This is a genomic window from Martinezella tropici, from assembly GCF_008370325.1.
Taxonomy (GTDB): domain Bacteria; phylum Pseudomonadota; class Alphaproteobacteria; order Rhizobiales; family Rhizobiaceae; genus Rhizobium; species Rhizobium tropici_B.
This window is the reverse complement of the sequence record NZ_VNIP01000011.1, coordinates 403,648-426,791: the sequence shown is the minus strand read 5'-3', so window position 1 is coordinate 426,791 and position 23,144 is coordinate 403,648. Positions and strand designations below refer to the sequence as shown.

At 60.0% G+C, this 23,144-nt stretch carries 29 protein-coding genes and 1 pseudogene; 14 read left to right on the top strand and 16 right to left on the bottom strand.

Features of this window, described 5'->3' with window-relative positions; genetic code table 11:
• The first annotated feature begins 317 nt into the window (after window positions 1-317).
• From FP026_RS22970 to FP026_RS22960, 3 genes are all read left to right on the top strand, one after another.
• Entirely contained in the window at window positions 318-713 is a 396-nt protein-coding gene (locus FP026_RS22970) for a hypothetical protein (RefSeq protein WP_149636891.1), read from the top strand.
• Between the two features lie 171 nt (window positions 714-884).
• Complete coding sequence (locus FP026_RS22965; RefSeq protein ID WP_149636890.1) at window positions 885-2,240, top strand: metallophosphoesterase family protein; 1,356 nt, start codon at window positions 885-887, stop codon at window positions 2,238-2,240.
• A gap of 180 nt (window positions 2,241-2,420) precedes the next feature.
• Window positions 2,421-2,744, top strand: a complete 324-nt coding sequence (locus FP026_RS22960; protein WP_149636889.1) for a hypothetical protein — start codon at window positions 2,421-2,423, stop codon at window positions 2,742-2,744.
• Between the two features lie 51 nt (window positions 2,745-2,795).
• Here FP026_RS22960 and zwf read toward each other — a convergent pair whose 3' ends face one another.
• The 3 genes from zwf to FP026_RS22945 form a co-directional block, all read right to left on the bottom strand.
• The gene (gene zwf, locus FP026_RS22955; RefSeq protein ID WP_149636888.1) at window positions 2,796-4,316 is read right to left on the bottom strand and encodes a glucose-6-phosphate dehydrogenase; all 1,521 of its coding nucleotides are present in this window, start codon (window positions 4,314-4,316) and stop codon (window positions 2,796-2,798) included.
• A 172-nt stretch (window positions 4,317-4,488) separates the two neighbouring features.
• The gene (gene tam, locus FP026_RS22950) at window positions 4,489-5,259 is read right to left on the bottom strand and encodes a trans-aconitate 2-methyltransferase (protein WP_149636887.1); all 771 of its coding nucleotides are present in this window, start codon (window positions 5,257-5,259) and stop codon (window positions 4,489-4,491) included.
• Between the two features lie 57 nt (window positions 5,260-5,316).
• Window positions 5,317-6,357 carry a zinc-dependent alcohol dehydrogenase family protein gene (locus FP026_RS22945; RefSeq protein WP_149636886.1) on the bottom strand — a complete coding sequence of 347 codons (1,041 nt, stop codon included), beginning with the start codon at window positions 6,355-6,357 and terminating at the stop codon, window positions 5,317-5,319.
• A gap of 206 nt (window positions 6,358-6,563) precedes the next feature.
• Here FP026_RS22945 and FP026_RS22940 point away from each other — a divergent pair, with 206 nt between their 5' ends.
• Window positions 6,564-7,451, top strand: a complete 888-nt coding sequence (locus tag FP026_RS22940) for a branched-chain amino acid aminotransferase (protein WP_149636885.1) — start codon at window positions 6,564-6,566, stop codon at window positions 7,449-7,451.
• Between the two features lie 27 nt (window positions 7,452-7,478).
• Here FP026_RS22940 and FP026_RS30975 read toward each other — a convergent pair whose 3' ends face one another.
• Window positions 7,479-7,730, bottom strand: a complete 252-nt coding sequence (locus FP026_RS30975) for a GNAT family N-acetyltransferase (RefSeq protein WP_281408609.1) — start codon at window positions 7,728-7,730, stop codon at window positions 7,479-7,481.
• A 53-nt stretch (window positions 7,731-7,783) separates the two neighbouring features.
• A pseudogene (locus tag FP026_RS30970) lies at window positions 7,784-7,939 on the bottom strand (GNAT family N-acetyltransferase); the annotation flags it as partial.
• Window positions 7,940-8,156: 217 nt separating this feature from the next.
• Between FP026_RS30970 and FP026_RS30770 the strand changes: the two are divergent.
• Both FP026_RS30770 and FP026_RS22930 read left to right on the top strand, forming a co-directional pair.
• Entirely contained in the window at window positions 8,157-8,279 is a 123-nt protein-coding gene (locus FP026_RS30770; protein ID WP_281408608.1) for a hypothetical protein, read from the top strand.
• A 70-nt stretch (window positions 8,280-8,349) separates the two neighbouring features.
• On the top strand, window positions 8,350-8,601 hold the full coding sequence (locus FP026_RS22930) for a DUF1488 domain-containing protein (protein ID WP_149636884.1): 252 nt from the start codon (window positions 8,350-8,352) through the stop codon (window positions 8,599-8,601).
• A gap of 5 nt (window positions 8,602-8,606) precedes the next feature.
• Here FP026_RS22930 and FP026_RS22925 read toward each other — a convergent pair whose 3' ends face one another.
• The 3 genes from FP026_RS22925 to FP026_RS22915 form a co-directional block, all read right to left on the bottom strand.
• Window positions 8,607-9,836: an MFS transporter gene (locus tag FP026_RS22925; protein ID WP_149636883.1), complete on the bottom strand. Its 1,230-nt coding sequence runs from the start codon at window positions 9,834-9,836 to the stop codon at window positions 8,607-8,609.
• On the bottom strand, window positions 9,833-10,519 hold the full coding sequence (locus FP026_RS22920; RefSeq protein ID WP_149636882.1) for a YbhB/YbcL family Raf kinase inhibitor-like protein: 687 nt from the start codon (window positions 10,517-10,519) through the stop codon (window positions 9,833-9,835). Before FP026_RS22920 ends, FP026_RS22925 begins: the two co-directional genes overlap by 4 nt.
• A 108-nt stretch (window positions 10,520-10,627) precedes the next feature.
• Window positions 10,628-11,443, bottom strand: a complete 816-nt coding sequence (locus FP026_RS22915; RefSeq protein ID WP_149636881.1) for a helix-turn-helix domain-containing protein — start codon at window positions 11,441-11,443, stop codon at window positions 10,628-10,630.
• 176 nt (window positions 11,444-11,619) lie between these two features.
• Between FP026_RS22915 and FP026_RS22910 the strand changes: the two genes are divergently transcribed.
• Entirely contained in the window at window positions 11,620-11,964 is a 345-nt protein-coding gene (locus FP026_RS22910; RefSeq protein ID WP_149636880.1) for a nuclear transport factor 2 family protein, read from the top strand.
• A gap of 64 nt (window positions 11,965-12,028) precedes the next feature.
• Here FP026_RS22910 and FP026_RS22905 read toward each other — a convergent pair whose 3' ends face one another.
• The 3 genes from FP026_RS22905 to FP026_RS22895 form a co-directional block, all read right to left on the bottom strand.
• Window positions 12,029-12,679 (bottom strand): aspartate/glutamate racemase family protein, encoded by a 651-nt coding sequence (locus FP026_RS22905; RefSeq protein WP_149636879.1) that lies wholly within the window; start codon window positions 12,677-12,679, stop codon window positions 12,029-12,031.
• A 137-nt stretch (window positions 12,680-12,816) separates the two neighbouring features.
• Entirely contained in the window at window positions 12,817-13,032 is a 216-nt protein-coding gene (locus FP026_RS22900; protein WP_149637181.1) for a hypothetical protein, read from the bottom strand.
• Window positions 13,033-13,228: 196 nt separating this feature from the next.
• The gene (locus tag FP026_RS22895) at window positions 13,229-13,435 is read right to left on the bottom strand and encodes a cold-shock protein (RefSeq protein ID WP_149636878.1); all 207 of its coding nucleotides are present in this window, start codon (window positions 13,433-13,435) and stop codon (window positions 13,229-13,231) included.
• Between the two features lie 390 nt (window positions 13,436-13,825).
• Here FP026_RS22895 and FP026_RS22890 point away from each other — a divergent pair, with 390 nt between their 5' ends.
• Window positions 13,826-14,428 (top strand): superoxide dismutase, encoded by a 603-nt coding sequence (locus FP026_RS22890; RefSeq protein WP_112340320.1) that lies wholly within the window; start codon window positions 13,826-13,828, stop codon window positions 14,426-14,428.
• A 129-nt stretch (window positions 14,429-14,557) separates the two neighbouring features.
• Entirely contained in the window at window positions 14,558-15,400 is an 843-nt protein-coding gene (locus FP026_RS22885) for a metallophosphoesterase (protein ID WP_149636877.1), read from the top strand.
• A gap of 3 nt (window positions 15,401-15,403) precedes the next feature.
• Here the strand turns inward: FP026_RS22885 and FP026_RS22880 are convergent, their stop codons facing one another.
• Window positions 15,404-16,300 (bottom strand): AraC family transcriptional regulator, encoded by an 897-nt coding sequence (locus tag FP026_RS22880; RefSeq protein ID WP_149636876.1) that lies wholly within the window; start codon window positions 16,298-16,300, stop codon window positions 15,404-15,406.
• Window positions 16,301-16,462: 162 nt separating this feature from the next.
• Between FP026_RS22880 and FP026_RS22875 the strand changes: the two genes are divergently transcribed.
• Window positions 16,463-17,245, top strand: a complete 783-nt coding sequence (locus FP026_RS22875; protein ID WP_149636875.1) for an SDR family NAD(P)-dependent oxidoreductase — start codon at window positions 16,463-16,465, stop codon at window positions 17,243-17,245.
• Between the two features lie 33 nt (window positions 17,246-17,278).
• On the opposite strand, the gene FP026_RS22870 is transcribed toward FP026_RS22875, so the two are convergent.
• Window positions 17,279-17,980, bottom strand: coding sequence for a helix-turn-helix transcriptional regulator (locus FP026_RS22870; RefSeq protein WP_149636874.1), 702 nt, complete (start codon window positions 17,978-17,980; stop codon window positions 17,279-17,281).
• Between the two features lie 129 nt (window positions 17,981-18,109).
• Here FP026_RS22870 and FP026_RS22865 point away from each other — a divergent pair, with 129 nt between their 5' ends.
• From FP026_RS22865 to FP026_RS22855, 3 genes are all read left to right on the top strand, one after another.
• The gene (locus FP026_RS22865; protein WP_149636873.1) at window positions 18,110-18,745 is read left to right on the top strand and encodes a LysE family translocator; all 636 of its coding nucleotides are present in this window, start codon (window positions 18,110-18,112) and stop codon (window positions 18,743-18,745) included.
• A gap of 165 nt (window positions 18,746-18,910) precedes the next feature.
• Window positions 18,911-19,354, top strand: coding sequence for a c-type cytochrome (locus FP026_RS22860; protein ID WP_149636872.1), 444 nt, complete (start codon window positions 18,911-18,913; stop codon window positions 19,352-19,354).
• Window positions 19,355-19,443: 89 nt separating this feature from the next.
• Window positions 19,444-20,358: a c-type cytochrome gene (locus FP026_RS22855; protein ID WP_149636871.1), complete on the top strand. Its 915-nt coding sequence runs from the start codon at window positions 19,444-19,446 to the stop codon at window positions 20,356-20,358.
• Between the two features lie 11 nt (window positions 20,359-20,369).
• Here the strand turns inward: FP026_RS22855 and FP026_RS22850 are convergent, their stop codons facing one another.
• Window positions 20,370-21,149 carry a class I SAM-dependent methyltransferase gene (locus tag FP026_RS22850; protein WP_149636870.1) on the bottom strand — a complete coding sequence of 260 codons (780 nt, stop codon included), beginning with the start codon at window positions 21,147-21,149 and terminating at the stop codon, window positions 20,370-20,372.
• A gap of 99 nt (window positions 21,150-21,248) precedes the next feature.
• On the opposite strand from FP026_RS22850, the gene FP026_RS22845 reads away from it, so the two are divergent.
• Complete coding sequence (locus tag FP026_RS22845; RefSeq protein WP_149636869.1) at window positions 21,249-21,875, top strand: C39 family peptidase; 627 nt, start codon at window positions 21,249-21,251, stop codon at window positions 21,873-21,875.
• A gap of 38 nt (window positions 21,876-21,913) precedes the next feature.
• Here FP026_RS22845 and FP026_RS22840 read toward each other — a convergent pair whose 3' ends face one another.
• Both FP026_RS22840 and FP026_RS22835 read right to left on the bottom strand, forming a co-directional pair.
• The gene (locus FP026_RS22840) at window positions 21,914-22,402 is read right to left on the bottom strand and encodes a GNAT family N-acetyltransferase (protein ID WP_149636868.1); all 489 of its coding nucleotides are present in this window, start codon (window positions 22,400-22,402) and stop codon (window positions 21,914-21,916) included.
• Between the two features lie 200 nt (window positions 22,403-22,602).
• The gene (locus FP026_RS22835) at window positions 22,603-23,016 is read right to left on the bottom strand and encodes a MerR family transcriptional regulator (RefSeq protein ID WP_149636867.1); all 414 of its coding nucleotides are present in this window, start codon (window positions 23,014-23,016) and stop codon (window positions 22,603-22,605) included.
• Window positions 23,017-23,144 lie beyond the last annotated feature (128 nt).

Sequence of the window (23,144 nt, the reverse complement as noted above, 5' to 3'; positions counted from 1 at the left end):
CCTTAGAGCATGATGCCGAAAAGTGTCACCGGTTTTCGGACGACATCATGCTCTACCTATTTGATTCTAGCACCGGATGATTTTGGATCGAACCGATCCAAAATCATCCGGTGCTAGGGCGGCGGCACAGCAGCCTTTTCGGGCTGTCAGGGCCATTCATCGATTTGTCCTGACACTGTTATAAGAACTGACTTGAATGGGGACAACCATTCGCGTCGTGGTTATGCTTCTGGTAGCGTAATGACCGCCAGCGCGGCTTGTGCCGGTTGCTTCATTCAGTTACGTTGACGTTAACGTCGTAAAGGCAGGAGGCCACAGTGAACGAAGTTATTGATCAGATCGCGACCAAAGCCGGCATCGCTCCCGACCTCGCAGAAAAGGCCGTCGGCATGATTCTCGGCTTCCTGCAGCGCGAAGCTCCGGATGGTCCCGTCACCAAGATGATCGAATCTATTCCCGGCGCCTCCGATCTCGTTGCGCAGTATAATGGCGAGGAAACCGGTGGTGGCGGTCTGCTGGGCGGCCTGCTCAGCGCCGTTGGCGGTGGCGGCGGCCTGATGGCGCTCGGCCAGCAGCTGATGAGCAGCGGCCTCAGCATGGGCGAAATCACCTCGCTCGCCAAGGAGACGATTGCAACCGCCCGCCAGCATGCCGGCGATGAGGTGGTCGACCAGGTCGTCAACTCCGTCCCGGGCCTGCACCAGTTCATCTGAGGTAAGGGTAGCGCCTTCTTGGGCGTTGAAAGCCGTCCGCGCGGACGGTTCGATAGAGCCTCGGTCCCGAAACTGTGCATGCGGAGCCCGCCGTATCGGTGCTCGTTCCTTTAATCTTCCGGCCTTCGCTCTGACACGGGCGAGGGCCGTCGTTTTTGGAGAGGTCGCTTCATGCCGGTAGGTTCCGTCTCTTCGCTTGTGCCCACGGGGCCGGGCCACCAATTCGTTCTCTACGGCGATTCCTGTTCCGGCATCCCCGGCGCACTGCATGAAAAGACGTTTGCCGCGGTCAATGCGGTGGTGCGCCTGTTGGATCCGCCGCCGGAATTCATTCTGTTTCCGGGAGACGAGATCATCGGGCTAACGGCGGATCCGGAAGCATTGCGGGCGCAATGGCGGCATTGGCTCGATCACGAGATGGCGTGGCTCGATCGCCAGAAAACGCCGCTTTGGCATACGACAGGCAACCATACGACCTATGACGAGATGAGCGAGCGGATTTTCCGCGAGCTGCTTCAGCTGCCGGAGAACGGGCCAGGAGGTCAGGAGGGACTATCCTACTGGGTTCGTCGCGGCGATCTGCTGCTGGTGTTCGTGCATACGTTGTGGACTGGGCTCGGCGGTGAAGGGCATGTCGAGACGAAATGGTTGGAAGCGACGCTGAAGGCGCATTCTGATGCCAAACATAAGATCGTGCTGGGTCATCACCCTGTTTTTCCCGTCAACGGCTATTCCGGCACATACCAACGGGAAATCGGTCACGAATATGCAAAGCCGTTCTGGGATATTCTCGTGGAGACCGATGTCCTGGCTTATGTCTGCAGTCATATGCTGGTCTTCGACGTTCAGGTTCACCGCGGCGTCTTGCAGCTTTGCACGGCGGGAGCAGGGACAGCGCACCGGATGCCGGAAGGCGTGGAATATCTCCATTGTATCCAGGCTGCATTGGACGCGGACGGATTTCGCTATCAAGTGCTCGATACCGACGGCATCGTTCGCGAGCGGCTGCAATGGCCGCTCAAATCAGCCGAAACGTTGCGACATTTGTCGCCCGGATTGAATGGAGCCGATTTTAGCGGTCTCAAGGGCGACAACTATATCGTTCATCTCCGGATCTCCGGATGCTTGGCGGACGAGGCGCATGCACCGGCGCAAACGCTATTTTCTGCTTTCGAAAACCAGGAGATCGCCCCCGTCTGGCTGGGCCTGCGTGGTTCCCAACAGACATTGACATTGGTCCTTGGCCGCGATCCCGGCCGTAGTCCGCATTACTGGTTCGGACCTGATCTCGCTCCGGGCCATCCATTCGATATCGATATTGCCCTGCACGCCGGCATGGGGCCTGGTGGCATGCTCTTTCGTATGCTGACCGACCATGGATGGAGCTCGCTCAAGGGCGCTTCGGCAACTGGTCTCGAGCGCACCATATGGCCTGAACGATGGGCCATGGGCCATGGTCAGGGCGGCGCCGCGGACCGCCCCTTCATGGGGAGTGCATTGCAGGTTCGGATTGCGTTAACCGCATAAGTAAGGTGACCTGCGCTATCCGAGAGCGACAAAGCCGTTGTCGGCGATAGGCCGATCAATGTGATCACCAGGGCTTATCCCCCGCGCAAATGTATATACGTCGCACACCGAAGCGGGCTTGCAACTCTTGCGCGCACATTATAATCGATATCAAAACTCTTTTCGGGGTAAAAGTATAACATGAAACGGTTTTTTACAGTATTTGCACTTATTGGATTGGCTGGTTGCCAAGGTGTTTCAAGCTATTTCCCAGGATCAAAAGTTGTTAAAATTGACGGTGTCGAATATTCGGTCAGGCCGCTTTCGAACAAGAATTCCTGGCAAGCGGGTCTAAATCGCCCTACTGGAGCATCGCTGCTTGTTATTGATCCGACCATCTACGCTGGCAACGTGAAAGCGATGGAAGCGGCGACTGGCTGTGCCGTCCTTAGAGAGACGATTCAAAATTCGGACAACTTCACAATTGCCGCAGTGGACTGTTCAAAATCGACGGCGAAGAACTGATAAGGTTGCGGCTGTCTGGGCCGGTATCCATGGACACCGACCCTTTCGGTCCTAAACTTTTCTGCCCTTCGGCGTTCCGTCGATCTGATGCCATGTGCGGCCGTCGCGTTCGATGAGTTCGTCGGCGCAGGCAGGACCCGTGCTGCCAGGCGCATAGGGGTCGGGCCTGACGCCTTCTGCCCAGAGGTCGAGGAAGGGCTGCACGGCCGCCCAGCCGGCTTCGATGCCGTCGGCGCGCTGGAACAGGGTCTGGTCGCCGACGAAGAGTTCGTAAAACAGGCTTTCATAGCCGGTCTGCTTGCCGATATCGAAATTGTCGGCATAGCGGAAGTCGAGCGAGACCGGCGCGGTTTTCAGCACCAGCCCCGGCGACTTGATCGAGATTTCCATGTCTAGTCCCTCGTCGGGCTGCACCTGGATGATGAGCCTGTTCGGCGGCAATTCGGGGCGGGATTCGTGGCGTGGGAATTGGGCGAAAGGCACCTGCCGGAAGGTGATGACCACTTCCGTATCGCGTGCCTTCATCGCCTTGCCGGTGCGCAGGTAGAAGGGCACGCCGGCCCAGCGCCAGGTATCGACGAACAGCTTCAGCGCCACGAAGGTTTCGGTATTGCTGTCAGGCGCGACGTCTGCGGTCTCGGTATAGGCGGGCAGATCGTGTCCGGCGAGCGGACCGGCCGTATAGGCGCCGCGCACGCCGTTCTTGGCCGCTTCCTCGCGCGAATAGAGGCGCAGGGCTTTCAGCACCTTGCCCTTTTCGTTGCGGATCGATTCCGCATCGAAGCTGTTCGGCGGCTCCATCGCCACCATGGCCAGCAGCTGAAAGAGATGGTTCGGCACCATGTCGCGCAGCGCGCCGGTCGCATCGTAGAACTTGCCGCGCATGCCGACATCGACCACCTCGGCCGCCGTGATCTGCACGTGGTCGATATAGTTGTTGTTCCATAGCGCCTCGATCATCATGTTGGCGAAGCGCGTCGTCATGATGTTCTGGACGGTTTCCTTGCCGAGGAAATGATCGATGCGATAGATCTGGCTTTCCGCAACATGATTGAGAAGCCGCGCATTCAGCGCTTGTGCGGAGGCAAGATCATGGCCGAAGGGCTTTTCGATCGCGATGCGGCGGAAGGCGCCGGTCGCCTCGTTCATCAGCCCGTTTTCGGAGAGCTTTTCGGCGATATCGCCGAAGAAGCGCGGCGGCACGGCAAAATAGAAAGCCGCATTGGCGCTTGGCGCATGCGAGAGGTGATCGGTAATCTCCTTGTAGACGCCATTCTGCGTGAAGTCGCCCGAGATGTAGCTGATGCGCTTGCGCAGGCTTTGCCATGCCGCTTGCCGTTCCGGATCGTCCATGTCGCCGGAGGTCTTCAGGAATGATTCCAGGCGGTCCAGCAGCATGTCGACGCCGCCGGTCTCTATGCCGACACCGAGAATGTGCAAATCCTCTCCGACGAGCCCGCTGCGGGTCATGTTGATCAGCGTCGGGATCAGCAGGCGCCGGGTAAGATCGCCGGCAGCGCCGAAAATCACGAATGTCAGGGGTGGGGCGGGCGCGACGTCGGGGGTGGTCATAGGCGCATCTCCTTCTGACAAACATGGAGCGGATTTCTGGGGGGCATCGACTATCTCCTCGGGCCTGTTGCTGTTTTAGCCTCGGCTGCAGGTGTTCTAGCGCGGGCTGACGCCGGTTGTCGATGGGATCGACGCACCGCCGCCAGCCAAGATCGGAGCGCTGGCAAACTGCCTATTTCTTCACCGCTACCATGAAAAACCGGGGAAATCGCAGCAGCACCTTGCCGTCGACGAGCGGCGGATAGGCCTTTTCGATGTGCTTCAGATATTCGGCAGCGAAGGCATCGCGATGCTCTGCGCCGGCATGGTCGAGGTAGGGCCGCAGGCCCGTGCCCTTCATCCATTCGACGATGGCCGCGGCATTCTCCAGCGCGTGATTGTAGTTGGTGTGCCAGATATCGACCCGGGCCGATTTGCCGATCAACCTGTTGTAATAGACCGAGGGTGCCGGCAGCGGATTGCGCCGCACGCTTTTCTTTGCGAAAGCATCGCTCCAGGGTCCGTGCTTGCCGGTCTCCTCCATCATCAGATGGCTCTGCTCGGTCAGATTATCAGGCATCTGAACGGCAAGCACACCGCCGGGCTTCAGTCCGTCCATCAGATGATCGAGAATATCGAGATGATCAGGTAGCCACTGAAACACGGCGTTGGCAAAGAGTAGATCCACGGGTTCTTGCGGCCGCCACGTGGCAAGATCGGCCTTGACGAAATTCGTGCCGGGCAGGCGCTTGCGCGCGGCCTCCAGCATGTTGTCGTCACTGTCGAGGCCGGAGACATTCGTGGCACCGTATCGTTCGACGATCAGCTCGGTCGAATTGCCGGGGCCGCAACCGAGGTCGATCGCTTGTTCGACGCGCTCCAGCGGCACCTGCGCCAAAAGGTCCCGTGCCGGGCGCGTGCGTTCATCCTCGAATTTAACATATTGGCCGGCAGACCATGCCATGAGCATATCCTCTTCCTAGATTGCCGTTTCCCCCGATGCGCATAGCACCGGGATATATCAGAACCGTGTAATAACGCTGATGCCTTTGCCTTCGGCCTTATCCAGGGTCATCAGCGCCGGAACGGCCTCTTCCAGGCTTATCCTGCGGCCGATCAGCTTCTGCGGCGCGATCTTGCCGGCGGCGAGCATGTCGAGCATGGCATCGTAGCGCCAGGCCTGCATGCCGTGGCTGCCGTAGATCTCGAGCTCATGGCCGATGACCTGCGCCATCGGGATCTGTGGCGTCGCATAGTCACCGAGCATCAGGCCGACCTGCACATGCCGGCCGCGCCGTCGCAGGTTCTTGATGGAGTTGAAGCAGGTCGTGGGATGGCCGAGCGCATCGATCGAGACGTGCGCGCCGCCCTTGGTGATCTCGCGCACCGCCTCCGCCACATTGGCGATCTCTGCCGCATTGATCGTCGCCACCGCGCCGCACTCGCGGGCGAAGGCAAGCTTCTCGTCGGAAATGTCGATGGCGATGGCATTGGCGCCAAGCGCGCTGGCGATCATGATCGCCGATAGGCCGACGCCTCCGCAGCCATGCACGGCGATCCATTCGCCGGGACGGGTCCTGGCCTGGTCGGCAACGGCGCGGAAGGAGGTGGCAAAGCGGCAGCCGAGGCTCGCCGCTGTCGCGTCATCGACCGTCTCGGGCAGGTGGACGAGATTGGTGTCGGCATAGTCGATGGCGACATATTCGGCGAAGGAACCCCAGTGGGTAAAGCCGGGCTGGAACTGGCTGGGGCAAACCTGCTGATTGCCGGAATGGCATTCGGCGCAATGGCCGCAGCCCGATACGAAGGGAACGGTGACGCGATCGCCGACCTTGAAGCGGACGACGCCGCGGCCGGTCGCCACCACCTTGCCGGCAAGCTCATGGCCCGGCACATGCGGCAGCTTGATATCCGAATCATGACCCATCCAGCCATGCCAGTCGCTGCGGCAAAGCCCGGTCGCGCCGACGGCGATGACGACGCCGTCCTCGCCTGGTGTCGGATCGGGCAGGGTGCGGATTTCGGGCGTTGCCTCAAAGGCCTCGTAATACATGGCTTTCATGGGAATTCTCGTTCTTCGCTGAGATCTGTCCGATCGATCATTTTCCCTGATGGATCTATTCGTCAAGCTGTTGTTTCGACGCATGAAAATTGCGCTGTGAATGCGGTATCGGGCGCTTTGTTGCAAATGAATTTTGCCGCGTAGTTTCCGCTTGACCCAGGGATTGTGCGGTTATTTGCTTCTCGCCACTTAAGAGAGGAACCACCATGGCAGTCGATACATCGCCCCGCACCACCACCTGGACCTATGTCGAAGGAGAATGGCTTTCCGGCAATCCGCCGCTGATCGGGCCGACCTCGCATGCCATGTGGCTTGGCTCGACGGTGTTCGACGGTGCACGCTGGTTCGATGGCATCGCGCCCGATCTCGATCTGCACTGCCACCGCATCAATCGTTCGGCTGTGGCCATGGGGCTCAATCCGGTGAAGGCGGCTGAAGAGATCGAGGCGCTCGCCTGGGAAGGCATCAGGAAATTCGACGGCAAGACGCCGATCTACATCAAACCGATGTATTGGGGTGAGCACGGCTCGCCGGGCAACGTCGTCGCCGTCGATGCGGAATCGACACGCTTCGCCCTCTGCCTCTTCGAGGCGCCGCTCGGCGGCACCGGCGGCATTACGCTGACAGTCTCGCCCTTCCGCCGCCCGTCGCCGGAAACGGCGATGACCGACGCCAAGGCCGGTTCGCTTTATCCGAACAGCGGCCGCATGATCCTGGAAGCGCGGAGCCGCGGTTTCAACAATGCGCTCGTGCGCGACATGAACGGCAATGTCGTCGAGACGGCATCCTCCAACGTCTTCATGGTCAAGGATGGCATCGTCTATACGCCGGTTGCCAACCGCACCTTCCTTGCCGGCATCACCCGCGCCCGCGTCATCGGCCTGCTGCGCCAGGAAGGTTTCGATGTTCGCGAGGAGACCCTGTCCGTCGAACAGTTCATGGCTGCCGACGAGATCTTCACGACAGGCAATTATTCCAAGGTCGTCAGCGTCAATCGCCTCGATGATCGAGAATTCCAGGAAGGGCCTGTCGCCCGCAAGGCGCTGGAGCTTTACATGAATTGGGCGCATGGGCGCAGCGTCAGCGAAGAGTGAGCAACCGTCGACCGCCGAGGCGATGGATCATTGCCTCGCGGTCTCGGCTTCGAAGGCAGCCCTCGTCATGCTGTAGGAAGCGAAGGCCTCGTCGTGATAAGTCATCTTGCGCGGCTGCGACAGGCCGAGCTTTTGTGCGACGCGGACGGATGCCGCGTTCCCTGGGGCGATATCGGCAATGACGCGATCGAGTTTGAGTGTCTGGAAGGCGTGGTCAAGAACGGGCTTTGCCGCCTCCGTCGCATAGCCCTTGCCCCAGGCAAGTCTGTTCGCCGCCATCCGATCTCGATATCAGGCCCGATAGCGTCGGCGGGTATCAGCAATATCCAGCCGAGGAACTGCTCGGGATTTTCTCTGGCGCGGATCGACCAATAACCCAGGCCATTGCCGAAATCCGCTTCGATCCGACCTTTCACGAAGGTTCGGTGCGCATCCTCGTCCTGCCACGGGCCTGGAATGAAGCGTGTTACTTCCGGATCGCGATCCATAGCCAGGCAATCGTCGATATCCTTCATAATGCGCGGACGCAGGATCAGGCGGTCGGTTTCAAAAGTCGGAAGCACCGCATTTCTCCAATGCTGTCGGGACTAAGGCAAAGATCCAAGTCGACAATATTTACGCGTGAACTCAATCCGAAATAAACGGCGTAAAAGCCGTTTCTGTGCTATTCTGAATGTGGTCGGCATAACCACTAAGGAGGCCGCCATGAAAATCTCTCTTCCTCCTTCTGTCTATCTTTTCGACTACTACGGGCTGTTCTTGCAGCTCTGTGTCGTCGCGGCGGTTGGGTTCGTCATCTATTCGATGCTGTTCGGATTGACCTGGTGACATCGGAAGCGATTGAAGCCGTCGGCCTTCGTCGGTCGGCTGGATTTGTTTTGTTATGAGGTTGTCGACGATGAGCCTGAGTTTTCCCAACCGCAGCCGCAGCTACGACGCTTCGACAAAGCGTATCCGTTTCATCGGTTATGACGGCATGTTCGAGGTTCCATTTCTCGTTGATGCGAATGTCTTTCCGGGTGCCAGCACCGAAGCAGGCTATCTTGCCGCCTTCGATGCCGGGCGCGATGTGATCCAGAAGGCCGCGGCGAAAGCCTACGGCTACACGCGGCGGCGCCTCTACATCCTGACGGCCAGCGATTTTCGCTGACGGTGTTACTCTGTCTCTTTCTTCGGGCGCACCCACCAGCAATAGACGGCGCCGATCGCCAGTAGCACGCAGGTTCCGAGGAACACGGCGCGCATACCGATGTGCCCACCGACAAAGCCGCCCATGACGGGGCCTGCCACCTGGCCGACATATTGGGACGAGATGGAAAGGCCGAGGATGCTGCCAGTCGCCCCATCCGGAACATTGTGGCGGATGACGGCGGTAATGCAGGGCAAAAGGCCGCCGAGCGCTACGCCCATCAGGAAGCGCAGCGCGATCAACTGCCAGGCGGAGGTCACGAAAGCCTGCGGGATCAACAAGAGCGCCGCAACAGCAAGGGCGGCCATAATGACGCTCCAATGGCCGATGCGGTCGGCGAGCTTGCCGAGCCACGAGGCCGACAGGATGCTGCCGAGTGCTGCTGCGGCCATGACGACGCCTGAAACCATCGTTACTTGCGTGTCGCTGACGAACTGCGCGACATAGACTGTGATGATCGGCTCGATCGACATATTGGCGAGCATCAGCAGCAGGCCGAGCGACAGCATGGCGATGACCGGGCGCTTGTCCGGAATGGAGGCCCAGCTGCCGCTTGCCTTCGCCGCCTTCTTCCGAGCCGTGGATTTCTCTTCCTTGATCAGGAAGGTCGTCGCCAGGAAGGTGAAGAAGATCACGCCGCCGGCAAGCAGGAAGGTGCCGCGAATGCCGATAATCGGCGGCAGGGCACCGCCGATCAGCGGTCCGACAAGATTGCCGGCCATGATGCCGGCGGACAGCGTGCCTAGCGCCCAAGCCGAGCGATGCTTCGGCGTCTGCGCGGCCACCAGCACCATCGACCCCGAGGCATAGCCGCCGGCAAGACCGGTGAACAGGCGCAGCGCCACCAGCTGCCAGACATTGCCGGCCATGCCCATCAGCGAGATCGCGACTGTCATGCCGAGGCTCGCGCGGATCAGCATCAGCTTACGGCCGTAGATATCGCCGAGCCGCCCCCAGAGCGGCGCGACGAAAGCGGCGGCAAAGAAGGTGGCGCCATAGGCGATGCCTGACCATTGCACGATCGCGGCTTTATCGCCGACGCCGAGCTCTTCGACATAGAGCGGCAGGAAGGGGAGCAGCAGTGTCATGGCCACGATCGTCGTGAACGAGCCGACGAGGCAGATGATCAGGTTTCGCATCCAATGAGCGGTTTCCGGCTCGGCTGTTACTGCCGCATCCCATCTCGTCTCGGTCATTTCTCGGCCTTTGCATTCAATGTGTAAAACAGTTCGCGGCTGCCCGAGGCCAGGATATGACCCTTTGCAGCGGCGATGAGGTCGGCGCGGGTGAAGAGGTCTGGCACGTTCAGTCGGTCGACATCGAGCGCATAGACGGTGACGTGGTAGCTGTGGACGCGCTCGTCGTTCCAGGGAGGGCAGGCGCCCATATAACCGCCATGCGGCCCGTCCTTCAAGTTGCCGCCGCCGGCGCCGTTCTGGCCGCGCCGTCCGTAGGCGGTGCGCTCGAGCGGCAGGCCGCCCGCCGAGGGGCCGTTTCCGTCCGTAGCTTCTGCGAGGCTGGTGCGCGACGCAGGAATGTCGGCCAACACCCAGTGAACGAATTCCATCCGCTTGAAATCCTTGGGAATGGTCTTGTCGGCCTTGTTGAACAGCGAGAAATCCGTAGGCACGTCGGGATCGACCATGGTCAACGCATAGGAGCGCGTTCCCTTCGGCCCCTTCGACCAGGATACGGCAAGGCTCTTGTTCGGCCCAGGAGCCGACTTGTCGGATCCCGTCGAAATGCAGGAGGCGTTTTCCGGCAGCATCATCCGGCCGTTGCTCTTGGCAAACGTCACCTTGAGATCGGCCGAGAGGGCCGGCGTGGCGACGGCTGCTGCAATGATGGTGGCGTTCAGAACTTTGAGCATGGTTTTCATGATATTGCCCTTTCGTGTTGCGGCTCCTGTGAGCCTTCGAGGGCTGGGTCTACCAAATTCATGCCGAGCGCCGGCGTACGCAAACGCTCAAAATGCGGTCGGAAACGCTCACGCGCTGCGAAGTCGATCGGCGAAGCGGCGTGGCGAGCGATAGCCGGTAGCAAGGGCCGCTTCGCGCAGCGACAGTCCGTCTTCGGCAAGAAGGGTGGTCGCCAGCGCCATCCGCTCGCTCGCCAGCACATCCCGCAGCGAGGTGCCTTCGCGCGACAGCCGCCGCCGCAAGGTCGCGTTGCTGGTGCCAAGCTCGGCAGCGATGAGATCGGCCGTCCAGGGGCGATCCGGCTGCCAGCGCACCAGCGCCCGCACCGCCTCGGCGGTTGTCTCCGGAGTGCCGGGCAGGGCGCCGCGCATGCCGAGCACCATGAGTATTTCCAGGAGCCTGTGCTCGATCAGCGGGATCGGCAGGTTGCCGCTGGCAATGCCTTCGCCGGCATGGCCGATGGCGGTGGCCAGCAATGGATCGAGCGGCAGGTCGATCTGTGATGCGGTTTGGGCCGGCGGAAAGGCTTTTGCGGCCCGGCGCGTCAGTTCCTCGGGAAAGGTGATGAAGATCGCCCGATAGAAGCCGGTCTGCGGGTCGGGATCATTGACGACATCGCCGCTCCACCCGGCCGGCAGGACGAGCACCGTACCGGCCGCAAAATGCCGCTGCCGTCCCATGCTGACGATTTCCTTGGAACCTTCGAGGATGGCGACGATTGAAACTTGAGAAAAGGCCGAGCCGGCTATGCGCTCGCGTTCGCGCGTCACGAAGGTGAAAAGCGTCGAATAGCTGCCGATGCCGTTCGGCGCGACCGTCGGGCGGTTATCCGTTGCCGCCAGGCGGCGCAGCTTTTCCAACATGGGATGATGAGCCTCGGGCACTGCGATGGCTTTCTGTTGATATGGGGGTGCTGCGAAGTTTGGACCACGCGGATGACAATGCCAAGTCCGCAAAGCGCCTTGTTGGTTCGCCTGGCTCATGTTATAAACCGATTGCATTTTGCAATCAGATTGCCATAGGCACCATGATTACGCCGATGCAGAGGAGGAGACACATCATGAACTCTCTCGAAAATGTCCGCTGCGATATCGTCAGACGCCTGTTTGCCGCCTATCTGGCGCAACATCCCGATATCGTTGATCCGATGTTGACCCGGAATTTCACCTTTTCCAGCCCGCGCGACGATCATATCGACCGGAGGAGCTATTTCGAGCAGTGCTGGCCGAAGGAGAAGATCTTTCGTGACATCCATATCGAGCATTTGGTGGCGGATGGCGATGACGTTATCGTCAGCTATCGTGCCGAGAAGATAGCCGGCGGCAGCTTTCGCAATGTCGAGATGATTCACTTCGCCGGCGACCGCATCGCCGAAGTAAACGTCTATTTCGGGCGCAGCATCTAAAGCAATTCCAGGAAAACTGCGTAGCGGTCTTCCGTCCGGAATTGCGTGGAAACAATAGTCCCGTTCAAACGGCAGCGATCCTGGACATGGCCGCTGCGAGCACAGCCGTCGGGCCACTCAAGGGTCGTACTCGAGTCTCTGGGAGCAATCGTGCGGCATCGGTCATGGAAGCTTGCGCGAAAACCACTGTGACAGGCCCTTCTTCATGGGTCGCCTCCACGGATTTGGCGATGGAGGCCAGATAGGCCTGTCGATTGCCCGCCCGGAACAATGCCCATGCGCCGGGGATCAATCGAACATCGATTTCGGCACCCGTTGCCTTGGCCGCCGCCTCGAACAGGCTGGTGGTCGGGCCGATGGTCGTTTCGACAGTGCAGAACACGATCACCTTGCCGCCAGCTTTCACAGCCTCATCCGCAAGCACGCCGTCGGCTCTGATGATCGGGACCGCGGCGGCGGTAGCGGCTTGTGAGGATGCCGGGCCGAGAGTGGAACAGTTGAAGATGACGGCATCGGCGTCCCGCGCAAGGCGCTGTAGGACATCGGCCGTTTCCGTCACGATATCGGTCGTCAGTCCGCCCAGCCGCTCCGCAGTCAAGAGAAGATCGGCGCGGACATGGTGATAGAGGGCGCCAGGCGGCAAGCCAAGCTGCCTCGCTGCGTCCTCATAGATCTTGATATTGCTGTCAGCTGTGTGCAGGCAGGCTATTTTCACGGGATTGGTCTCGCCAGTGCCACCCAAATGACGGCGGTACGCCGAACCTAGCCTTTGGCCGTCCGGTTGTCGACGCATGACATATGCTGCCGGCTAGCACCACATCGTCAATCTGCGGAAGGACGCGGCGGCGTGATCTAGTCGATTCCTGCGTTGGTCGCGATTGGCTCGATGTCGACTTCCTGACTCACGCGTTCCTGGGCGACTTCGTCGTTACGCATGCGATATTGGGGAGAATTGTCCCTCGCCGGCAGAAAAGCCGTGATCCGGTAAACATCAGCCGCTTTTGGGGAAAGGCCTTTCCTGCTCTTGAGGCGAACGGTCTGGCCGATGGGGAAGCGGTGGGTGGACACGGTGCTCTTCGTCTTTCCGGCCACCGCTGTTGCAAGGGCCTTGTCATCATCGCGCGCTGCGCGCATGTGGTCTATCGGGAGATGCATGTCCGGCAAGACGGCCGAGATGCCGCTTGCCGAACATTGTGGCTTGATTGCCAAGGCAGTGATTGCGGGCTGCCAGTACATCCGTGGTCAGCGCCGCATTCCGTTGCAATCATGCCAATCTGAGTTTGGAAACTGAGCTGCGGCCCATGCCGTCCTGCTCGATTTCGAAGATCAGTTTCTGACCTTTCTTGAGCGTTTCCAGACCGGATTTCACCACTGTCTTCGCGTGAACGAAAATAGCGACGCTGCCGTCCGCCGGCTGAATGAAGCCGTAGCCCTTTTCCAAGTCAAAATTCTTGACGATGCCATTGAACATGCTCTCTCCTCGGGCTTAGCATAGGCAAATGCCGGCGGCTGTGCCGTCGATAGCAAAACCATACGGTTGAGGAGATCAGCGGGTCGAGAACTCTGACGCCGCGAAGAGCTAAACTGCTCAAAACGATAAGTGCGCAACTATAGGGTGATTGAGGCTTAAATAAGACCAATCATCGGTGAAAGGGCGAATAGGCCGTTGATTGCCGAATTTAAGCGGCGACATCGGGTCTATGCCGGCTTGATCGACATAAGTGCTATCTGACTGAAGGACAGGTAAATTTTCCTCCAGCGCGCAACTTTTTTGGCATGTCGGCGGTTGCTCTTCCAGGTGACCGATCCTATGTTCCGCATCACCTGCCGACGCAATTTTTTGCCAAGAGGAGATATGACTATGGCTTTCGAATTGCCTGAACTTCCTTATGATTACGATGCACTTTCGCCCTTCATGTCGCGTGAGACGCTCGAATATCACCACGACAAGCACCACAAGGCTTACGTCGACAACGGCAACAAGCTCGCTGCAGAAGCAGGTCTTGCCGATCTCTCGCTCGAAGAGATCGTGAAGAAGTCTTTCGGCACCAATGCCGGCCTCTTCAACAATGCCGCCCAGCACTACAATCACATCCATTTCTGGAAGTGGATGAAGAAGGGCGGCGGCGGCAACAAGCTGCCGGGCAAGCTCGAAGCAGCCTTCGCTTCCGATCTCGGCGGCTATGACAAGTTCAAGGCCGATTTCGCCGCCGCCGGCGCTACCCAGTTCGGCTCCGGCTGGGCATGGGTTTCCGTCAAGAACGGCAAGCTCGAAATCTCCAAGACCCCGAACGGCGAAAACCCGCTCGTTCATGGCGCCAACCCGATCCTCGGCGTCGACGTTTGGGAACACTCCTACTACATTGACTACCGCAACCTACGTCCGAAGTACCTCGAAGCCTTCATCGACAGCCTGATCAACTGGGACTACGTCCTGGAGCGCTACGAAGCCGCAACGAAGTAAGGTCTGCCGAATAGGCTGGCTTTCGCACCCGGCGTCTTCCAGACGTCGGGTGTTTTCTTATCCGCCAGCCGCCACTGATGCCTCCGTGTGCCGCCATACCGGCGCAAGGAAGCCGTACAAGGAGGCCGAATGCCGTCCGCACCGCTATTCCGCTTTGGTGTCATCGCCGATCCGCAATATGCCGATCTTGAGCCAAATCTGGCCCTCAATCGCTATCCGGCGAACAGCCTCGGCAAGCTTCGCGAGGCGATAGAGGAATTCAACCGGCACGATCTTGCCTTCGTCGTGACGCTCGGCGACATCATCGACCGCGAATGGAAGAGCTTCGACGCCATCCTGCCGGTCTATCAGGCTTTGCGTCATCGCAAGCATTTCCTGCTCGGCAATCACGATTTCGCGGTGGCACAGGAACATCTCGGCACCGTACCGGCGCGCGTCGGCATGCTCTCGGCCTATTATGATTTCAGCCATTTCGGCTACCGCTTCATCGCGCTCGATGGCAACGAGATCAGCGTTTTCGCCCCGCCGGAAGGCGATCCGCGCCGCCAGGAAGCGAAGGATATGATGAGGGCGCTGGAGAACGCCGGCGCGATCAATGGCCAGCGCTGGAACGGGGCCATCAGTGATGTGCAATATGACTGGCTTGCCGCGAAACTGTGGGAAGCAAAGGCGTCGGGCGAGAAGGTCATTATCCTGAACCATTATCCGGTCTTCCCGGAGAATGCCCACAACGCCTTGAACAGCGATCGCATACTGGCGCTTCTGGCCGAGCACGACCATGTCGTCGCCTACCTCAACGGCCACAATCACGCCGGCAATTTCGGAGTGTCGGCCGGGACCTATTTCGTCAATTTCAAAGGCATGGTCGACACTGCGGACGCCAGCGCCTATGCCATCGTGTCGGTCTTTGAGGACCGGCTCGAGATCACCGGCTTCGGCCGCGAGACCGATAGAACGTTGGCGTTGCGCTGAGGCTCACTCCGCCGCCATCCGCATCTCGCTTACGTCCCTTTTCGGCGGCGTGCCGAACATACGCGCATATTCGCGGCTGAATTGCGAGGCGCTTTCATAGCCAACCCGGTAAGCCGCGCTCTCCACATTGGCCTGGCCGGCAACCATCAGTCGGCGGGCCTCGAGCAGCTGCATCTGCTTCTGATATTGCAAAGGGGTCATCGAGGTCAACGTTTTGAAATGCTGGTGGAAGGACGAGGGGCTCATGCGCGCGGCGGCGGCCAGTTGCTCGATCCGCACTGGCTCCGCGAAATTATCACGCAGCAAGCGAATAGCGTCGGCAATGCGCCGGGTCTGCCCATCCGGCAAGACTAGCTTGCAGACCTCGCCGCCATTGGGGCCGGTAAGCAGCCAGAAGCAGATTTCCCGCATGATCGCCGGGTAGAGCACCGGAATGGCGCTCGGCGTCGCAAGCAGGCGGGTCAGGCGCGCGAGGCAATCGGCCAGCTGTTCGCTGAGATCCTCGACGAAGATGCCGAGATGGGCGCCGCCCGTCGGTTTCGGCGGTCTGTCGATCTGCTCCATCACCTCGCGCATCATGCCGACATCGAATTCAAGGAAGATGGCGATATAAGGTTTCTCAACACTTGCCTGGATCACCCTGCCGGCTGCGGGCAGCTCGATGCTGATGATGAGAGCCTGCATCTCGGCATAGTCGATCACCCTGTCATTCAGCATCAATTGCTTCGCACCCTGGACGATCACGCAGAGCGCTGGTCGATAGATCATCGCATGCGGCATCTTCGGCTCGGTGGAGCGCATGATGTGCAAGCCATCGATGCCCGTCGAAAACACGCCGTTGCCACCGCTGTCATTGGCTTCGATGAATTGCGTGATCGCATCTTTAAGGGCTGACGACATCGGCGGTCTCCGCGGCAGGGTGCCATTGCATCATCATAGCAGCGCGACGTCAGTGGACAAGGCGGTTGGAGGAATAGGCAAGAAATTCGAGAGTTCCGGCATTCAGGAAAATGGCCCTGCAGGTGTAGATTCCCGCCATCAAACAGTCCTTGGAGAACGGCAATGACGACTGAAAATACCGATAAATCAAAGACAAAGATTGCGATCATCACCGGCGGCAGCCGCGGCCTCGGCCGCAACACCGCCATTCATCTCGCAAGCCGCGGTGTCGATACCATCCTGACCTATAACGCAAATAAGGCAGAAGCCGATAGCGCCGTTGCCGAGATCGAAGCGCTTGGCCAAAAGGCTGTTGCCTTGCGGCTCGACGCCGGCGATGTCGCATCCTTCGACGCTTTCGTCGCCGAGGTCATCAGCGCGGTGCAGCAGCATTGGGGCCGCGATCGCTTCGATTCTCTCGTCAACAATGCCGGCACCTCCTACCATGCCTCCATCGCGGAAACGACCGAAGCCGCGTTCGACAAGCTCTACAACGTTCACCTCAAAGGCGTGTACTTCCTGACGCAGAAGCTGCTGCCGCACATCAATGATGGTGGCCGCATCGTCAATATTTCCTCCGGCCTTGCCCGCTTCAGCAATCCGGGCTCGTCTGCCTATGCGGCCATGAAGGGGGCGGTGGAAGTTCTGACGCGCTATCTTGCCAAGGAACTCGGCCCTCGCGGTATTACGGTCAACACCGTGGCGCCGGGCGCGATCCAGACGGATTTCAGCGGCGGCATCGTCCGCGACAATCCCGAAGTCAACAGAATGGTTGCATCCATGACGGCACTCGGCCGCCCCGGCCTGCCCGACGATATCGGCCCGATGATCGCCTCGCTGCTGTCGGATGACAACCGATGGGTCAACGGCCAGCGCATCGAAGTCTCGGGCGGCATGATCCTTTAATTCGTGATCGCAGTCTCTGCGATCTGCAGCACCTCAGCCGGCCGCGGCTGAGGTGTTTACTTGCCAACCATTCACCCAGATCTGCCTGAGGCTATCGCCTTCGCCCTTGAACCAGAGCCCGGCAGGCTGGCAATCCTCGATCCGATCGCTGCGGAAATTGCGGATTGCCTGGCGCAGTTCGCACCATGCGACGATATTGGCTGTCTCAGCATAGTAGATCAGCGCGATCGGCCGGATGATGCGCTCCGTGGCGCGGCCGAGCTCGTCGCGATAGGCAAGGTCGAGCTTTTCCTCGTCGCGAATGGCGCGGCGCACCAGCGAAAGATCGATCACCGAGGCCGATGGTGCTGCGAAGCCCCAGGCATGCAGCGCATTGGCATCGAGGGTCTGGCGCAGCGGCGGCGGCACGGCGCCGGCGATCTTGGCGCTCACGCGTTTGGCCGCCTGTTTCAGCTCGGCGTCGCCGGTGCGCTCCAATAGCGCCAGCGACAGCACGATCGCCTCCATTTCCTCGATCGAGAACATCAGCGGCGGCAGGTCGAAGCCGGGCCGCAGGATATACCCAATGCCGCGTTCGCCCTCGATCGGCACCCGCATCGCCTGCAGTGCTGCGATATCCCGATAGACCGAGCGCACCGTCACTTCCAGTCGGCCGGCAATATCGGCCCCCGTTACTGGCCGCTTGGCGAGCCGCAGAATCTGGATGATCTCGAACAGGCGCGATGCCTTGCGCATTTCATTACCCTCAAGATGAAGGCTACTGACAACACCCCGTCAGTTGGCTCGATTTATAAGACTGCCTATTCGCTTGAAAATCAACCATTTCCTCTTCTCCACTCGAAGAGAGGACGATAGGTAACTGACATGGGTTACGCAGAAAATCTCTGGCTCTTCTTCATTCTTCTCTTGGGCATCATCATCGTGCCGGGCATGGACATGCTGTTCGTGCTCGCCAATTCGCTGACCGGCGGCAGCAATCGCGGCCTTGCCGCGACGGGTGGCATCATGCTGGGTGGCGCAGTGCATTCGCTGAACGGCGCCATCGGCATCGGCCTGCTGATGCATTTCGTGCCCATCCTCTTCAATCCGCTGCTGATTGCCGGCGGCGCTTATATGGCCTTCATCGGTTACACGCTGATGCGCAGTTCCATCACCGTGGGAGGCGAGGGGCCGGCCGGCAGCCGCTCCGCCTGGAAAGCCTTTCGTCAGGGTGCGGTTACTTGCCTCATCAACCCCAAAGCCTATCTCTTCATCTTCGCTGTCTATCCCCAGTTCCTGAAGCCGGATTACGGGCCGATGTGGATACAGGCCATCATCATGGGAGCCATGACCATCGCAACGCAATTTGCCGTCTATGGCGGACTTGCCATCACGGCCGGGCGCAGCCGCGGTCTGTTGGTGGCCAATCCGCAGGCAACGGCATTTGCGGGCCGAGCGGCCGGGTTGCTGCTCGTTGCTGTCTCGGTGTTTACGGTCTGGGAGGGCTTGAAAATCGTATAAGGGCTGATGCGGCGAATGAGTGTGTCGATGGCATGACACTGATTTCACTTAGGTCTCACCACTTTGTGACTTCATTGCCGGAGGGGAAACCGGCAAACATGTCGCCGTAGTCATGCGCCGGCCGCGCATGCAGTCTTGATCACCAGGAAGAGGTAGGAGAACGAAATGAAGTGGAAAGCGATTGTGGCGGCAACGGCTCTGGCCGGCATCGCCCTCGGCTCGGTCGTCGCGGCTGACGGCACGCACGACTCTCGCATCGGGTTGATGAAGAAGATCGGTGGCGCCGCCGGCGCTCTGGGCGCGATTGCCAAGGGCGACAAGCCCTATGATGCCGATATCGTCAAGGCGTCGCTGACGACGATCGCCGAAACGGCCAAGGCCTTCCCGGATCAATTCAATCCGCAGAGCGACAAGAATGATGCCGAGGTCAATCCGAAGATCTGGGACAATCTCGATGACTTCAAGGCAAAGGCCGCCAAGCTTTCCACCGATGCCGAGACGGCGCTTGCCCAGCTCCCCGCCGACAACGCCGGCGTCGGCACGACGCTGAAGACCCTCGGCGGCAGCTGTGGCGCCTGTCATCAGGCCTACCGCATCAAGAAAGACTAAGCGGTAGGTCGACCTTTTGAACATGGTTTGGCATCCGCACCGGTCTTACCGCCGGTGCGGAGCTTTCGGGTTTGGAGCTAGGGGATAGCATGATGGCGCGGTTTGTCCGGTGGCTACTTTGCCTTTTCGGCGTGATCATCCTTGGCTTCGGCGCATTCTATGTCGTCACCGCGCCATCGCCCTTTCCGGCGAGCCATTGGGCCAATCTCGGCAATCCCGACGTCAAGAACGGCGAGATCGTCTTCTGGGCCGGCGGCTGCACGAGCTGTCACGCGCCTCCCGGGGCACAAGGGGACGCCAAGCTGATGCTTTCGGGCGGCCTTGCGCTCAAAAGCCCTTTCGGCACCTTCCACGTGCCGAATATCACGCCGGACGAGAAGGCTGGGCTCGGCAGCTGGACGCTCGCCGATTTCGGCAATGCCATGAAGCGGGGCGTCGGCAAAAATGGCGAGCATCTCTACCCGTCCTTTCCCTATGGCTCTTATGCCCGCATGAGCGACAAGGACATCAACGATCTCTGGGGCTTCCTGAGGACGCTGCCGAAAAGCAGCAATGTCGCCCCGCCGCACGAGCTGCCCTTTCCCTTCAATATCCGGCTGGCGCTTGGCGGCTGGAAATTCCTCTATTTCAATGATCAGCCGCGCGTCGCCCTCGCCAACGCCGACGACAAGATCAAGCGCGGGCAATATCTGGTGGAAGGGCCGGGACATTGCGGCGAATGCCACACGCCGCGCGACAGCCTCGGCGGCTTCGTGAGCGGCCAATGGCTGGCGGGCGCGCCCAATCCGGAAGGCAAGGGGCAAATCCCGGATATCAGGCCGGGTTCCAAAGCGATCGGCAGCTGGAGCGCCGGCGACATCGCCAATTACCTCGAAACCGGTTTCACGCCGGATTATGATTCCGCCGGCGGCTCGATGGCCGAGGTCCAACAGAACATCGCCCACCTGCCGGCAACCGACCGCGAGGCGATCGCGGCCTACCTCAAGGCGCTGCCGGCGAAATAGGCCTGGGTTGTTCAGGTCGCGGCCGAACGCTTGGCGAGATACAGATGCGTTTCGTAATGCAGCTCGAATCCGCCGTCTTGGGCAGCGATTGCGCTTGCTAGTTCGGAAAGCAAAGCTTCCCTCCGATCCTCGGCCAAAAGCCGGTAGCTTGAGAGTGTGCGCAGCAGGTCGGTGTAGCTCTGTGCCGTGTGCAATCGGCTCCAGCGATAGCGGTGATGCACCTGAGTGTCGAAATGGTCGGACAGCCGTAGCAATTCGGCGAGGGGACCTTCGGGCAGATACCAGGCCTCAGCGGGCGGCCCTGCGAGCTGCGGCGCATGTCGGGCATAGATATCGGCGAATATTCCGGCAAGCGGCGGCGCGGGCGGCATCGGCACATTGCCGAAGACGGCAAGTGTTCCTCCCGGCGCTAGGAGAGCGGCCGTCTTGACGAAGCGCAGTTCAGGGGAAACCCAATGGAACGATTGCGCTGCCGCTATTAGCTTGAAGCTCTGTCGGTCGTTCGGCCATGCCTCGAAAGTGGTTTGCTGGAATTGCACCTGCAGAAATCCCGCCAATCTTTCCCGCGCGACTGCGATCAGCTCCGCGCCGGGATCGAGCGCGAGAACGGAAAGGTCCTGACGGGCAAAACCCTTCGTCGCTTGTCCCGTGCCGCAGCCGATTTCGAGGACCTGATCCTTGGCCTCAAGCCCGGCGAAGGTGGTGATATCGGTGAAAAGCGCATCGGGGTAGGGTGGGCGGGAGGTATTGTAGAGGCTGGCGATGCTGTCGAATGTGAACCGCTGTTCCAAAGTGCACCTCCAGCTGCAGATCGAAGCCGACAGCCATTTTTCTAGCGCATTTCCCATCAAGCTTACAGCTACGGGATTGGGCAACGGGGAAGGGCAATCGTGGACGCAAGGGTGACGCAAAAGGTTCCGTATTTCAGCCAATGGGAAACGCCCGATATGACGCTGGCCGTGGTGGCCGAAGGCGCGCAGGCTGCCTTGCTGAAGGACTCCCTATGGGCCTTGTCTGGCGCACTTAGCGTCGAGGACTATGCCCGCTGGGCCGGCAATCTCTGCGGCATGGCCTGCCTGAAGATGGTGCTTGCCGCCCGCACCGGCAAAACAATCCCGATCATGGAGCTGGCCATGGGATGCAGGGATTATGGCGGCTATATCGAGGAGCCGGATGGTCGGATCAAGGGGCTGATCTATGCACCGTTCGTTCCCTTCGTTAAGGCCCGCTTCGATATGAATGCCCGCGTCGTCACCGGCATTTCCGCCACCGACATCGCCGATATCCTCGCGCAATCGGAATTTCTTATCGCCTCGGTGCACCACTCCATTCGCTGGCCCGAGACCGAGCCGCCGGCCAAGGGCGGCCATCTCGTACTGGTGACATCAATCGATGGAGACAGGATCCGCTTCCACAATCCGTCCGGTCACATCGACGCAACGCGCGAGAATGCGGAAATGCCGCTGGAGACATTCCAGAGGTTCTTTGCCGGCCGCGGGATCGCCATCGATCGCTGATGTTGAGCGTTAGATGGCGATCCCGTTAAAGGCCGACATCAGGCGAGCGCCTGCAGATAGCGCATGCCGGTGACCGGGCGCGGCTTGAAATCCATGTTCTCGTAGAAGCGGTGAGCCTGAACGTTGCCTGTCGCGGCTCCCACAGAAAGGTAGCTGCAGCCGGCCTTGCGGGCGATATCGCGGGCGCGGTCGACGAGATGCTGCCCGATGCCGTGGCCACGGTGGCCGTCACGCACGAAGAGATGGTGCAGATCCATGCCGCGCTGGCCTTCCTGCGCTTTGTAGAGCGGTACGAGGATGGCGTAGCCGATCAGCCCTTGCTCTCCTTCGGCCACGAGCGCGGTAATCCATGGCACTGGGCCGAAGAGGTCACGCTCGAGCTGCTCGGGCGTCGTGCCTGAGGGGTCGCCGTGATGGGCAGCCAGCAGCTGGATCATGTCATTGAGCTCAGGCAGGTCGCGCGGCTGCGCATTGCGGATGGTGAGCACCGGCGGGCGGAGAAGTGAGATGTCGCTATCGTCTAGCATGGCATTTTGCGTCCTTGTTATTCAATGAGCCGTCAGGACGCTGCCGATACAACAAAGCCGCCTGACGGCGGCTTGTTGACAATATGATCTGTCTTGGCCGCCCTTTACAGGTACAGCCAAAAATACGAGCAGTTGTGGAGCGCGTGCGTGATCATGGGCGCATCAATGATCCGGTTCAGCGCGTTTGTCAATGGGCGCGCTTAGTGCTCGTGTTCGCATAGTCCGTGATCGGAAAGCGCGCGGATCACGTAGCAGTCTTCGATGCTGTGGCCATCGCAATGCGAGACGATGCGCTCCAGCTCATGCTCCAGCTTCTTCAGCCTGGCGATCTTCGTGCGAACGTCATCGAGATGCTCCTTCGCTATGCGGTCGGCGCCGACGCAGGGACGGTCCGGATGCTGGCTGAGCGAGATCAGCTCCTTGATGGCATCGATCGTCAGTCCGAGGTCGCGGCCATGGCGGATGAAGGCCAGACGCTCAAGATCGGTTCTGGAATAGCGCCGCTGATTGCCTTCGCTGCGGTCAGGCTCCGAAATCAGCCCCATCTGCTCGTAATAGCGGATCGTCGGCACTTTAACGCCGGTACGCTTGGACAGATCACCGATCGACAGCATTGCATGGCCTCCAATACCTCTAGTCTCTAGAGCAATATATGCGATTGGCGTTGGAATTTGCAAGGCCGGTGCAGCGCCGCGAACTAGCCTGGTGTCTTTCCGCCGCCGCCTAATCCCGTCGGGGCAAT